This is a genomic window from Arthrobacter nitrophenolicus, from assembly GCF_000332815.1.
GTDB lineage: Bacteria > Actinomycetota > Actinomycetes > Actinomycetales > Micrococcaceae > Arthrobacter > Arthrobacter nitrophenolicus.
The window spans coordinates 47,737-58,805 of the sequence record NZ_AOFD01000025.1; the positions used below are offsets into that span (position 1 = coordinate 47,737).

General features: G+C 67.3%; 12 protein-coding genes, 6 tRNA genes and 1 pseudogene. 8 read left to right on the plus strand and 11 right to left on the minus strand.

Features of this window, described 5'->3' with window-relative positions; all coding sequences use genetic code 11:
• Positions 1-29: 29 nt before the first annotated feature.
• The gene (locus tag G205_RS22770) at positions 30-320 is read right to left on the minus strand and encodes a hypothetical protein (protein ID WP_009357987.1); all 291 of its coding nucleotides are present in this window, start codon (positions 318-320) and stop codon (positions 30-32) included.
• Between G205_RS22770 and G205_RS22775 the strand changes: the two genes are divergently transcribed.
• Entirely contained in the window at positions 237-974 is a 738-nt protein-coding gene (locus tag G205_RS22775) for a multicopper oxidase domain-containing protein (protein ID WP_235046864.1), read from the plus strand. The genes G205_RS22770 and G205_RS22775 overlap by 84 nt on opposite strands.
• Before the next feature lie 116 nt (positions 975-1,090).
• The gene (locus G205_RS22780; RefSeq protein WP_235046865.1) at positions 1,091-1,546 is read left to right on the plus strand and encodes a multicopper oxidase domain-containing protein; all 456 of its coding nucleotides are present in this window, start codon (positions 1,091-1,093) and stop codon (positions 1,544-1,546) included.
• A gap of 14 nt (positions 1,547-1,560) precedes the next feature.
• On the opposite strand, the pseudogene ybaK reads toward G205_RS22780, so the two are convergent.
• From ybaK to G205_RS10825, 3 genes and pseudogenes are all read right to left on the minus strand, one after another.
• Positions 1,561-2,054, minus strand: a pseudogene (ybaK, locus tag G205_RS10815) (Cys-tRNA(Pro) deacylase).
• A 13-nt stretch (positions 2,055-2,067) separates the two neighbouring features.
• Entirely contained in the window at positions 2,068-2,529 is a 462-nt protein-coding gene (locus tag G205_RS10820; RefSeq protein WP_035752766.1) for a SufE family protein, read from the minus strand.
• A gap of 31 nt (positions 2,530-2,560) precedes the next feature.
• Positions 2,561-3,487, minus strand: coding sequence for a sulfurtransferase (locus G205_RS10825; RefSeq protein ID WP_009357992.1), 927 nt, complete (start codon positions 3,485-3,487; stop codon positions 2,561-2,563).
• 229 nt (positions 3,488-3,716) lie between these two features.
• Between G205_RS10825 and zapE the strand changes: the two genes are divergently transcribed.
• Entirely contained in the window at positions 3,717-4,754 is a 1,038-nt protein-coding gene (gene zapE / locus G205_RS10830) for a cell division protein ZapE (RefSeq protein WP_009357993.1), read from the plus strand.
• 3 nt (positions 4,755-4,757) lie between these two features.
• On the opposite strand, the gene G205_RS10835 is transcribed toward zapE, so the two are convergent.
• From G205_RS10835 to G205_RS10865, 7 genes are all read right to left on the minus strand, one after another.
• Positions 4,758-5,981, minus strand: coding sequence for a benzoate/H(+) symporter BenE family transporter (locus G205_RS10835; RefSeq protein ID WP_009357994.1), 1,224 nt, complete (start codon positions 5,979-5,981; stop codon positions 4,758-4,760).
• Positions 5,982-6,142: 161 nt separating this feature from the next.
• Positions 6,143-6,406 carry an antitoxin gene (locus tag G205_RS10840; protein WP_009357995.1) on the minus strand — a complete coding sequence of 88 codons (264 nt, stop codon included), beginning with the start codon at positions 6,404-6,406 and terminating at the stop codon, positions 6,143-6,145.
• 173 nt (positions 6,407-6,579) lie between these two features.
• Positions 6,580-6,651: transfer RNA gene (locus G205_RS10845), tRNA-Val, on the minus strand.
• A gap of 42 nt (positions 6,652-6,693) precedes the next feature.
• Positions 6,694-6,766 (minus strand) — tRNA-Gly (locus G205_RS10850).
• 52 nt (positions 6,767-6,818) lie between these two features.
• Positions 6,819-6,890, minus strand: a tRNA-Val gene (locus G205_RS10855).
• A gap of 39 nt (positions 6,891-6,929) precedes the next feature.
• Positions 6,930-7,000, minus strand: a tRNA-Cys gene (locus G205_RS10860).
• 47 nt (positions 7,001-7,047) lie between these two features.
• Positions 7,048-7,120, minus strand: a tRNA-Gly gene (locus tag G205_RS10865).
• A gap of 307 nt (positions 7,121-7,427) precedes the next feature.
• Here G205_RS10865 and G205_RS10870 point away from each other — a divergent pair.
• The 5 genes from G205_RS10870 to G205_RS10890 form a co-directional block, all read left to right on the plus strand.
• Positions 7,428-7,502 (plus strand) — tRNA-Val (locus G205_RS10870).
• A gap of 102 nt (positions 7,503-7,604) precedes the next feature.
• On the plus strand, positions 7,605-8,465 hold the full coding sequence (locus G205_RS10875) for a hypothetical protein (protein ID WP_009357996.1): 861 nt from the start codon (positions 7,605-7,607) through the stop codon (positions 8,463-8,465).
• 63 nt (positions 8,466-8,528) lie between these two features.
• On the plus strand, positions 8,529-9,131 hold the full coding sequence (gene def, locus G205_RS10880) for a peptide deformylase (RefSeq protein WP_009357997.1): 603 nt from the start codon (positions 8,529-8,531) through the stop codon (positions 9,129-9,131).
• Positions 9,128-10,048, plus strand: a complete 921-nt coding sequence (fmt, locus tag G205_RS10885) for a methionyl-tRNA formyltransferase (protein ID WP_009357998.1) — start codon at positions 9,128-9,130, stop codon at positions 10,046-10,048. The genes def and fmt overlap by 4 nt, the downstream gene beginning before the upstream one ends.
• On the plus strand, positions 10,045-11,069 hold a 1,025-nt coding region (locus tag G205_RS10890), incomplete at its 3' end, for a transcription antitermination factor NusB (protein WP_009357999.1). The genes fmt and G205_RS10890, both read left to right, overlap by 4 nt.

Sequence of the window (11,069 nt, forward strand, 5' to 3'; positions counted from 1 at the left end):
CCACGCTGGCATACCGGCAGGCCGGCTCATCACAGACGTACCTGGGGCCCGTGATCATCGCCCGGAAAGGTACCCCCTTCGACCTGACGGTCCACAATGGCATTCAAGACGGGCATCCCCTTGGCTTCGCCGTGGACGGTGAACTGGTTCCGGCAGGCAGCGACGATGCCAATGCCCCGCGGACGTCCCTCCACCTCCACGGCGGCAACACCAGTCCCGGGTCCGACGGCGGACCGCTGCAGGTATTCAGGCCCGGCGCCTCCTACACGTACCACTACAGCAACAACCAGGATGCGGCCGGGCTGTGGTACCACGACCATGCGCTGGGCATTACCCGGCTGAATGTCTATGCGGGACTGGCCGGCGGCTACCTGCTCCGGGACACACCCGGGCCAGGGGGAACAGGGATCGACACGGGGGACGGCACGCACCTGCCGCCGCCGCCCTACGAGGTCCCGCTCATCATCCAGGACCGCATGTTCAATCCTGATGGCTCGTTGGCCTACCCGCCGAATCCCGACCTCCTGGGGGCTGACGGGAACCCGCGGCCGTGGGCGCCGAGTTCTTTGGCGACGTGGCCACGGTCAACGGCAAATGCTGGCCCGACCTGGAGGTGGCCCGCGGCAAATACCGCTTCCGGGTCTTCAACGGCTCCAACGCCCGGTTCTACGACCTCAAGTTCGTCGCCGGCGGGTCTGCGCTGGTCTTCCACCAGATCGGTTCCGACGGCGGGCTCCTTAACGCCCCCGTCCGGCTCAACAGGCTGGTCATCGGTCCCGGTGAACGGGCGGACATCGTGCTGGACTTCGCAGGCCTGCCGGCCGGGTCCCGGATTGTCCTGCGCAACAGTGCCCCCGTTCCGTATCCTGACGGGCCGGTATCGGTGCGGCGGGGCGGCGTCCCCCTTCCGGACATCATGCAGTTCACCGTCGCTTCACAGACCGGCTACACGGTACCCCTGCCTGCCAGCCTGAGGCCCCAGCCCATCACCAGCCTGCGGGACAAACCCACGGCGGCCACCAGGAGTATGACCCTGGTGGAGGTGGTGGATGCCAACGGCATTCCCGTCATGGCGCTGCTGAACAACAGGATGTTCGGCAGCCCGGACATCACTGCGGTGAAAAGCGACACCCTGGAGCAGTGGGAGCTCATCAACACCACCGTGGACGCCCATCCCATCCACCTGCACTTCACGCAGTTCCAGGTCCTCAACCGGCAGCGGTTCGATGCCGGCGCCTACCTGGCGGCCACCGGCTATACGGACCCCGTGTCAGGCCTCGTGGTACCGGGCCAGGGGAATGCGGTCCCGGTGGATCCATTCCTGATTGGCCGTCCGAAGAACGCCCCCGCCGGCGAGCAAGGGTGGAAGGACACTGTGGTGGCGCTGCCGGGCGAAGTGACGCGCATCCGCGTTCCCTTCGGTGCTGAGGCTGCAGGCGGGGCACCACTGGCTATCGGTGAGTCCTTCAAGGGCGAGTACGTCTGGCACTGCCATGTCCTGGAGCACGAGGACAACGACATGATGCAGCGCTACGTCATTGAGTAGCAGCCGGAGAGCTTCTAGGCCAGGGAACTGATGGGTGCAGTGGCGGCGCTGGTCAGCCGGACCAGGTCCGCCGGGGCGAGCTCGATATCGAGGCCACGCTTCCCGCCGGAGACAAGCAGGGTTTCCAGCGTGAGGGCGCTGGAGTCCAGCACCGTGGGGAGGGCAGCCGCTGGCCAAGCGGGGAGATGCCGCCCAGGACATAGCCGGTGCGGCGCTGGGCCGCCGTCGGGTCCGCCATCGCCGCCTTCTTCGCCCCCATGGCGGCGGCGAAGGCCTTCAGGTCGAGGCTGCCGCTGACGGGCACGATCCCCACCGCCAGCTTTCCCTCCACCTCGACCATCAACGTCTTAAATACCCGGGCCGGATCAATGCCCAGGACTTCCGCGGCTTCGGCCCCGTAGCTGGCCGCCGAGGGATCGTGCGCATAGGGGTGCAGCACAAAGGGAACCCCGGCCGCGGTCAGTGCCGCTGTGGCCGGGGTTCCCGTTGAGGCGCTCTTGCGTGCCACCGGTGCTGGCGGATCAGGCGCGGACGCCGCTTGCAGCAGCGACCTTGCGCTTGATCCTTCCCAGCATTGCCGTCATGCCGCGCATGCGCAGCGGCGTGATGGCCCGGGTAAGGCCGAGAAGTTCGGGCATGTCATCCGGCACCGAGAGGATTTCTTCGGGCGACAACCCGTCGAGTCCCTCATGCAGGACGCCGGCGAACCCGCGCGTGGTGGGGGCCTCGGCCGGGGCCTTGAAGTACAGGCGCACGGCAGGCGCCTGCCCGCCGTCGTTCTTCTCCGTCTCAATGGTGAGGAACAGCGGCGACTGGCACTCCACCACCTGCTCCAGGAGCTCGGGGTGGTCGTTCAGCCGCTCCGGAAGCGCCGGCAGTCCCTCGGAGAACTCCAGCAGCAGCTGCAGCCGCTCGGGTTCGCTGAGGGCCTGGAAGTCGTCGACGATGGCCGCCAGGGCGGACGGCAAGGCTTGAGTAGTCATCAGTCCAAGTTTACGCGGGGCGGTGCCCGCGTCAGACTCCTGCCGGGACGGAAACGGAACCGCGCCCGGCACCCTTGACGATCGGGACGCGGACAGCGTTGCCCCATTCGGTCCAGGAGCCGTCGTAGTTGCGCACGGACTCGAAGCCGAGGAGGTACTTGAGGGCGAACCAGGTGTGGCTGGAACGCTCGCCGATGCGGCAGTAGGCCACGACGTCGTCGCCGGCGGTGAGGCCTGCCTCGCCCAGGTAGATGGCCTCAAGTTCCTCGCGGCTGCGGTAGGTGCCGTCAGCTGCGGCGGCGCGGGCCCAGGGGACGGACGCGGCGGTGGGGATGTGGCCGCCGCGCAGGGCGCCTTCCTCCGGGTAGGCGGGCATGTGCGTGCGCTGGCCGGTGTACTCCTCGGGGGAGCGGACGTCGATCAGCGGCCCCGTGCCGAGGTGCGCCAGGACGTCTTCCTTGAACGCCCGGATGGGGGCGTCATCGCGCTCCACCACGGGGTAGTTGCCGGGGGCGGGTGCGGGCTTGTCCTTGGTCAGTTCCCGGCCTTCGGCAATCCACTTGTCCCGGCCGCCGTCGAGCAGCCGGACGTCCTGGTGGCCGAAGAGGGTGAAGACCCACAGGGCGTAGGCGGCCCACCAGTTGGACTTGTCGCCGTAGATGACCACAGTGGTGTCCCGGGAAATGCCCTTCGACGCCGCGAGCTTGGCGAAGGCGGCGCCGTCCACGTAGTCCCGGGTCACTTCGTCGTTCAGGTCCGTGTGCCAGTCGATCTTCACGGCGCCGGGGATATGGCCTGTTTCGTAGAGGAGCACGTCCTCGTCAGACTCCACGACCACGAGGTTGCCGTTCGCCACGGCACCGTCCGCGAGGGCTGCGGCCAGCCATTCGGTGGAGACCAGGCGCTCGGGGTGGGCGTAGGCGGCGAACTTCTCGTTCTGCTCAACGGGGTAGGGCATTGGTGATGGCCTTTCATTAGAGACACGGGAGGACCGCTGGACCTGGAGTGGCACCGGCGTCGGGACCTGCTCCCACACTAGCCAGCGTCCCGCGCGTTGTCCGTATTCCGTTAACAGGACGAAATGTTGCCTTCGTCACTGCGGCGCCGGCAGCAGGCCCTGGCACCAGGCGCAGCACCGCATTGCCGGTATCCTTTCTGGGGACCTCCTACCAGCAGAACGGACCACCTTGGTACAGATCGAACAGCTTGCCGCCCGCACCCCGGCAGTTTCGGTGGATGAACTCCTCCAGGGCTTCTATCCCTCGCCGCGGTTCGGCCAGGTGTCATTCGCCAGCTACCGTCCGGACCCCAAGCAGCCGAGCCAGGCCGCCGCAGTCCGGGCACTCCAGGGTTTCGCCGACGGCGTGGGATCGGCCAACGGCGGCGGCCTGTTCAAGAAGCTGTTCGGCAAGAAGGACGAGTCCCGCGCAGGGATCTACCTGGACGGCGGCTTCGGCGTGGGCAAGACCCACCTGCTGGCCTCCCTCTGGCACGCCTCCCCGGGCCCCAAGGCTTTCGGCACGTTCGTTGAGTACACCAACCTGGTGGGCGCCCTGTCCTTCCGGAAGACCGTGGATGCGCTCAGCAGCTACAAGCTGGTCTGCATTGACGAGTTCGAGCTGGACGATCCGGGCGACACCGTCCTGATGTCCCGGCTGATGCGTGAACTGGCCGACGCCGGCGTCAAGCTCGCGGCCACGTCCAACACCCTGCCGGGTTCCCTGGGCGACGGCCGGTTCGCCGCGGTGGACTTCCAGCGCGAGATCCAGGTGCTGGCGGACCAGTTCGACGTCATCCGGATCGACGGCGAGGACTTCCGGCACCGCGGGCTGCCCGCAGCACCGGCCCCGCTGAAGAACAGCGAGCTCTCCTCCCACATGAAGGCGGAGTTCGACGGCAAGACGGTGGCCCAGGACGAATTCTCCACGCTGATCCACCACCTCGCGGGCGTGCACCCCAGCCGGTACCGGCAGCTGATCGACGGCATCGACGGCGTGGTGTGGCGCAACGTGGACACCATCACCGAGCAGGCCGTGGCACTGAGGTTCGTGGTGCTCGCCGACCGCCTCTACGACAAGGACGTCCCCATCCTTGCCAGCGGCGTCCCGTTCGACAAGCTCTTCACCGAGGAAATGATGACGGGCGGCTACATGAAGAAGTACTTCCGTGCCGTATCGCGCCTCACCGCCCTGGCCCGCGAGGGCCAGAACCACGAACCCTCCTAGCTTCTAGCCGGCAGCCCGGGGGAGGCGGGGCTTCAGGACGGCCCGGACCAGCAGGCCGGCAGCCAGTGCCCAGAAGGCCGATCCGATGCCCAGGAACGACAGGCCGGACGCCGCTGCCAGGAAGGTGACGGACGGGGCAATCCTGTCCTCGGGATCCGCCAGTGCAGCGGAGACCGCGGCGGCCAGGGTCCCCAGCAGCGCCAGCCCGGCCACGGCTTCCAGCATCCCTGCCGGCGCGGCGTTGACCAGGGTCACGAGGGCCGCCGAGAAGGCAGCCAGGACCAGGTACGCAAGGCCGGAAGTGAAACCGGCAACCCACCGGCGGCTCCGGTCATGGCCTGCCTCTTCACCCGCGGCAAGCGCGGCGCTCAGCGCGGCAAGGTTGATGGCATGGCCACCGAAGGACGCTCCAAGGGCAGTTCCCGCGCCGGTCACCAGCATGGCCGGCCGCCACGGCGTGCCGTACCCGAAGGAGCGCAGGACTGCCACACCGGGCACGTTCTGCGAGGCCATGGTCACTACGAACAGCGGCAGGGCTATGCCCACCATCGCGTGCAGGCTGAACGACGGGGTGGTCCAGGCCAGCGTGGGCAGCAAAGTTGTGTGCGGGAGGGCGGTCCCGTTGGCCGCCAATGCAATGACGATCACTCCGAGGGCCACCAGCAGGGCACCCGGCACGGCCCAGCGGGGAGCGAACCTCATCAGCAGCAGCCAGCAGATGATGACCGGACCCACGAACAGGGGGACGGTGCCCAGGGCCTTGAAGGGCGCAAGGCACAGCTGCAGGAGCACACCGGCGAGCATTGCCTGTGCCAGCGACGTCGGGATCCGCGCCATCAGCCGGCCCAGCGCCGGCACCAGGCCGGTCAGGGCGATCAGTACCCCGGTGCCAAGGAACGCCCCGACGGCGGCCGGCCACCCGCCGTCGGCCGCTCCGGATGCGGCGAGCAGCGCCGCCCCGGGTGTGGACCACGCGAGGGTGACCGGGACCCTGGAACGCCAGGCCAGCAGCACAACACCGAGGCCCACGGCCAGCGTGAGTGCCAGCAGGCCGGAGGCTGCCTGGGCGGGATCGGCGCCCACGGCCTTCAGGCCGGCCAGGACAACGGCGAACGATGAGGTGAAGCCCACCAGGGCAGTGACGATGCCCGCGACAATGGGCCGCGAATCCAGCCTGGATGCTGCGCCGGCCGGATGCGGTTTGAGGGATGCGGGGGACTTCGCCATATCCGCAGGTTACCGGTGCCGGACGGCGTGGCAGGAATTCGGACAGCCCGGGCCCCATCAGGGCGCGGAGGGGGCCGGTTAAACGCCAAAGGCGCGGGTGCCGCCTCCCGGCGGGACCCGCGCCCCGTTGACGTACTAGGGCAAAGCCCTGGCCAAATCCTTTACGGAGTCCTATCAGCCGGCGGAACCGGGTTGACGGGAGGCACCGGAGGAACCTGCCCGGCGGCAGGTGCCTGTCCCGGGGTTCCGTTCTTGTCAATGAGCTTGGAAGCGCCATTCTGGATCTTGTCGACGTGGCCCGAGTACTTGCCTCCGGTCTTGGTATCGACGAAATCACCGGCCTTGTTGATGCCGTTCTTGATGGCCTGCTCGTTGCCACGGATGAGACCCTGAGCTTTGCCCTTTAGATCGTCAAATAGTCCCACGAGCACCTCCCTTCAATCGCGGAGCCAGGTCGCTCCTCGCGCATTCGATCCTAGACCTGCCGGAAAGGCCTGCCAAGGACATCGGGAGCTTTGGCCGTTCGCCGGCAGCGCAATCCCGGGGAAGGAGGGTCACGGACAACAAAAAAGCAGCTCCGGAGAGCTGCTGCAATGTGTGGGCGATACTGGGATCGAACCAGTGACCTCTTCCGTGTCAGGGAAGCGCGCTACCGCTGCGCCAATCGCCCGGAACCGGAAGACCGGCATATGGGTTGTGTAAAAGGTAAGAGAGCGGACGACGAGATTCGAACTCGCGACATCCACCTTGGCAAGGTGGTGCTCTACCAGCTGAGCTACGTCCGCATGTGCGTTCCGGCCGAAACCGGACTGCGTTGTGGCAAGTGACCTTGCCGAGTGGGCGATACTGGGATCGAACCAGTGACCTCTTCCGTGTCAGGGAAGCGCGCTACCGCTGCGCCAATCGCCCATTGCACCGGATTGGATCCGGAAACCATGGTTTTCACCGAGGTGGGTACGGGATTCGAACCCGTGTATACGGCTTTGCAGGCCGCTGCCTCGCCTCTCGGCCAACCCACCGTGTAAGCGCTGATTCCGGGGAACCGTTGCTGTGACAGTGTCCTGCGAGCGGACGACGAGATTCGAACTCGCGACATCCACCTTGGCAAGGTGGTGCTCTACCAGCTGAGCTACGTCCGCATTTTTGGAGGGTGATTCGTTGCCGTTCCCGGCATTTCCTCGCGTTCCAACGAGTAAAAACAATATAGGAGGTTCCGGGAATCTCCAAATCGGGGGTTCCGTGGGCGGCGGCAATGCGCCTGCTTCCCTGTAATGGCGCGGAAGTGGCCGAGTTACAGCTGTGTAATTCCCGACGGTGGCGGGCCGGGGTTCTCCTATAGGGGGCACCTTCCTGCGGGCTTCCCAGTGTCCATCCAGGAAAAGCCGATGCCCGCCGGCCGCCGATTTTTGAAATGGCGGAAACGTGGGCTAGCATTCAAATGCATCAGGGCGATTGGCGCAGTGGTAGCGCGCTTCGTTCACACCGAAGAGGTCACTGGTTCGAACCCAGTATCGCCCACCAAAGATTGGTCCGTTTCCGCTCATTGAGCAGGGGAAGCGGACCTTTTTTGTGCCCGGACCATCGCCCGGAGACTTTGTCGGCCCCCTGTGAAAGAGTCTTTTCATGACTGATCCGCTTCTTGCCCACGCCACGGAATACGGCCGGATGTACGCCCGGTCCACGTCGGAGCAGTTTTCCGTGCCGTCCATTACCACCGTCATCAGCCAGCAGCCCCATGGCATGGACGGGTGGTTCGGATACATGGGGGCCAGCAGCCTGGCGAAAGATCCCCTGCTGGCGGACTGCCTGGGAAGCCCGGCCAAAATCAAGCAGGCCATCAACCGGGCGGCCAAGGCTGCAGAAACCTACAGGGATGAGGCAGCCCGGCGCGGGGACCGGGTGCATTACTACTGTGAACAGGTTGCCCTCCGGGCACTCGGCCGGCCCCACGCCATGAAGGAAGCCCGGGAAGCCCTGGCGGCCAACGGTGAAGAGGCGTTCGCCGTCCGGTTCGACGAATGGTGGGAGCTCTTCCGGGTGGAACCCATCGCCCCGGAAATCACCGTATGGAACAACTCCGTGGGGTACGCCGGAACGCTGGACCTTGTTGCCCGTATCAACGGCCGCGTCTGCCTGATCGACTACAAGACCAAGGGCACAACCCGTGACGGCACGGTAAAACCGCTGGATGACAAGGTGGTCATGCAGCTGGTGGCGGGGATGAAGGCAGAGGAAAGCCTGGTGGACCCGGTCGCGGGAACCTGGGAGCCCTGGAAATACGGTGACAACCCCGTACTGCTGGCAGTGGCCATCGGCGAAACAGAAGTCCGTCCCGTGCGGGCCAACCCCGAGGTCCTCAAGCACCACTGGTGGAAGTTCTGCGCCCTTCGCCGCGTGTGGGAGCTGTCGGCGGACACGATCAGCGCCGGAACAGCGCTGCTGCCCATCGCCCCGCCGCCCCTGGTGCCTGCCCGGACGGCCTGACGGCGGTTACTGCACCTAAACTGTATTGGTCCCCTTTGCCGCAACCGTGAGGAAAAACAGCGCATGGCTATCCTGAATATCCGCATCATTGGCGATCCCGTGCTGCGCACAGTCGCCGAGCCCGTGACGGAATTCGGACCCGAGCTTGCCAAACTTGTCGCCGACATGACCGAAACCATGGAGGACGTGGACGGCGCAGGCCTTGCCGCGCCCCAGGTGGGCGTCAGCCAGCGCGTCTTCACGTACCGTATCGGCGGCGTTGAAGGGCATATCGTCAACCCGGTGCTGGAAAACAGCACCGACTACCAGGAGGACGAGGTGGAAGGCTGCCTCTCCATTCCAGGCCTCGGCTTCCCGGTGCGGCGGTTCCGGGCAACCCGCGTGACCGGCGTGGACATCCACGGCAACCCGGTGTCCGTCGACGCCGAAGGGATGCTGGCACGCTGCTTCCAGCATGAAAACGACCACCTGGACGGCATCCTCTATACCGACCGGCTGGAGGGGGAGGACCGGAAGGCCGCCCTGCGCTCCATCCGCAACGCCAATTACGACGCCGTGACGGAACGGACCACGGCCAAACGCGCCAAGACCGTCGGCTCAAGCTTCGGCGGCGCGAGCTTTGGCGGCTCCAGCTTCGGACCCGGCGCCGCCGGCAGCGCCGGGTGAGGGTCCTTTTCGCGGGCACTCCCGCCGTTGCCGTCCCCTCCCTGAACGCCCTGGTGGAGGCCGGCTTCGACGTCGTTGCCGTGCTGACCCGCCCGGACGCCCCCATCGGGCGTAAACGCGTGCTGACGCCGTCGCCGGTTGCCGCGCGGGCCGCGGAACTGGGCATCGACGTGATCCGGGCGTCCCGCGTCGACGCCGAAGCCACGGCCAGGATCGCGGAAGCCGCACCGGATGTCGCGGCCATCGTCGCCTATGGGGGCCTCGTTCCGCCTGCCGCCCTCGGCATACCCCGGCACGGCTGGGTCAACCTGCATTTCTCCCTGCTGCCCGCCTGGCGCGGCGCAGCGCCCGTGCAGCGCGCCGTGATGGCCGGGGACGATATCACCGGGGCTGTCACGTTCCAGCTCGAGGAAGGGCTGGATACCGGTCCCGTTTTCGGCACCCTCACCGAGACAGTGGGACAGGAGGACACCGCCGGGGAACTGCTGGAGCGGCTCTCCCGCAGCGGCGCTGTCCTCCTGGCGCAAACCCTTTCGGCCATCCAGGCAGGAAAGGCGTCCGCCGTCCCTCAGTCCGGCGACGTTTCCTTGGCGCCGAAACTCACGCTTGAGGACGGCCGCCTCAACTGGACCCACCCTGCCCTCGCCATCTCCCGGCAGGCCCGCGGTGTTACTCCGGAGCCGGGCGCCTGGACAATCCTGGGCGGCCAGCGCGTGAAACTGGAACCGGTCCGGCTTCGGTCCGACGTGGACGGGCTGGCGCCCGGCGCCGTATCCCTGCACGGCAAGAGCGTCCTGGTAGGCACGGGCTCGCATGCCGTTGAACTGACCCGGATCCAGCCCGCCGGGAAAAAGATGATGTCCGCTGCTGATTGGGCACGCGGCCTGGCTTCACTGGAAGGCGTGGTATTCGAATGAGCGGTTCCAGCGGAAATCAGGGCGGACCCGGCAATACCGGAGGCAGGGGCAACGCCGGCGGTCAAGGCGGCAATTCCGGCCACGGCGCCCACCGGGGTGGCCGCGGCAAGGGCGGCCCCCGGGACAACAGCCGTCGCAACGCCCAGGGCCGCGAACGCAACCGCGGACCGCAGCGGAACTTCACTGAAAGCGCTCCGTCCCAGCGCACCCGGCGGGCCGATCCGGCGCGGCTGGTGGCTTTCGAGGTCCTGCGCGCGGTGGCGGCCGAGGACGCCTACGCAAACCTGGTCCTGCCGGCCCGGATCCGGCACCACGGGCTGGACAAGCGTGACGCCGGCTTCGCCACGGAACTCAGTTACGGCGCCCTCCGGGGCCAGGGAACCTACGACGCCATCCTGGCGCGGTGCGTGGACCGGCCGCTGGACCAGCTGGACCCCGCCGTCCTTGATGCCCTGCGCATCGGAACGCACCAGCTGCTCGCCATGCGGGTCCCTGCGCATGCCGCCCTTGACCAGACCGTAGGGCTCGCCAGGGCAGTGATCGGGGCCGGACCATCGGCCCTGATCAACGCCGTCCTCCGTAAAGTCGCCGCCCGCAGCCTGGACGAATGGCTGGACCTCCTGGTGGAGGGCGAAACCGACCAGACCCGGATCGCCGCGCTGCGGCACGCCCACCCTGAATGGATCGTCCGTGCCATGCGGCAGTCCCTCGTGGCGCACGGCCGTCCGGCGGCGGAAATCGACGAGCTCCTGGAGGCAGACAACGCCGCCCCGGTGGTCAACCTCGTGGCCCTGCCCGGGCTGGGAAGCCTGGACGAGGCACTGGAAAGTGGCGCCACCCCCGGTGAACTCGTGGAGGGATCCGCCCTGTCCAGCGGCGGAGACCTTGGCCGGCTCGCCTCGGTCCGCAGCGGCACCACCCGCGTCCAGGACGTGGGCTCGCAGCTCGTGGCCCGGGCCATGGCCGCAGTGGACCTCGGCCCGGGCGGCGCCGGTACCGGCGAAGCATGGCTGGACCTCTG

Bases quoted from the DNA above. Each gene is read 5' to 3' on its own strand.
- G205_RS22770 (WP_009357987.1), bottom strand. From the start codon at position 320: ATGGTCGTGGTACCACAGCCCGGCCGCATCCTGGTTGTTGCTGTAGTG.
- G205_RS22780 (WP_235046865.1), top strand. From the start codon at position 1,091: ATGTTCGGCAGCCCGGACATCACTGCGGTGAAAAGCGACACCCTGGAG.
- G205_RS10820 (WP_035752766.1), bottom strand. From the start codon at position 2,529: ATGACTACTCAAGCCTTGCCGTCCGCCCTGGCGGCCATCGTCGACGAC.
- G205_RS10825 (WP_009357992.1), bottom strand. From the start codon at position 3,487: ATGCCCTACCCCGTTGAGCAGAACGAGAAGTTCGCCGCCTACGCCCAC.
- G205_RS10835 (WP_009357994.1), bottom strand. From the start codon at position 5,981: ATGGCGAAGTCCCCCGCATCCCTCAAACCGCATCCGGCCGGCGCAGCA.
- G205_RS10875 (WP_009357996.1), top strand. From the start codon at position 7,605: ATGACTGATCCGCTTCTTGCCCACGCCACGGAATACGGCCGGATGTAC.
- def (WP_009357997.1), top strand. From the start codon at position 8,529: ATGGCTATCCTGAATATCCGCATCATTGGCGATCCCGTGCTGCGCACA.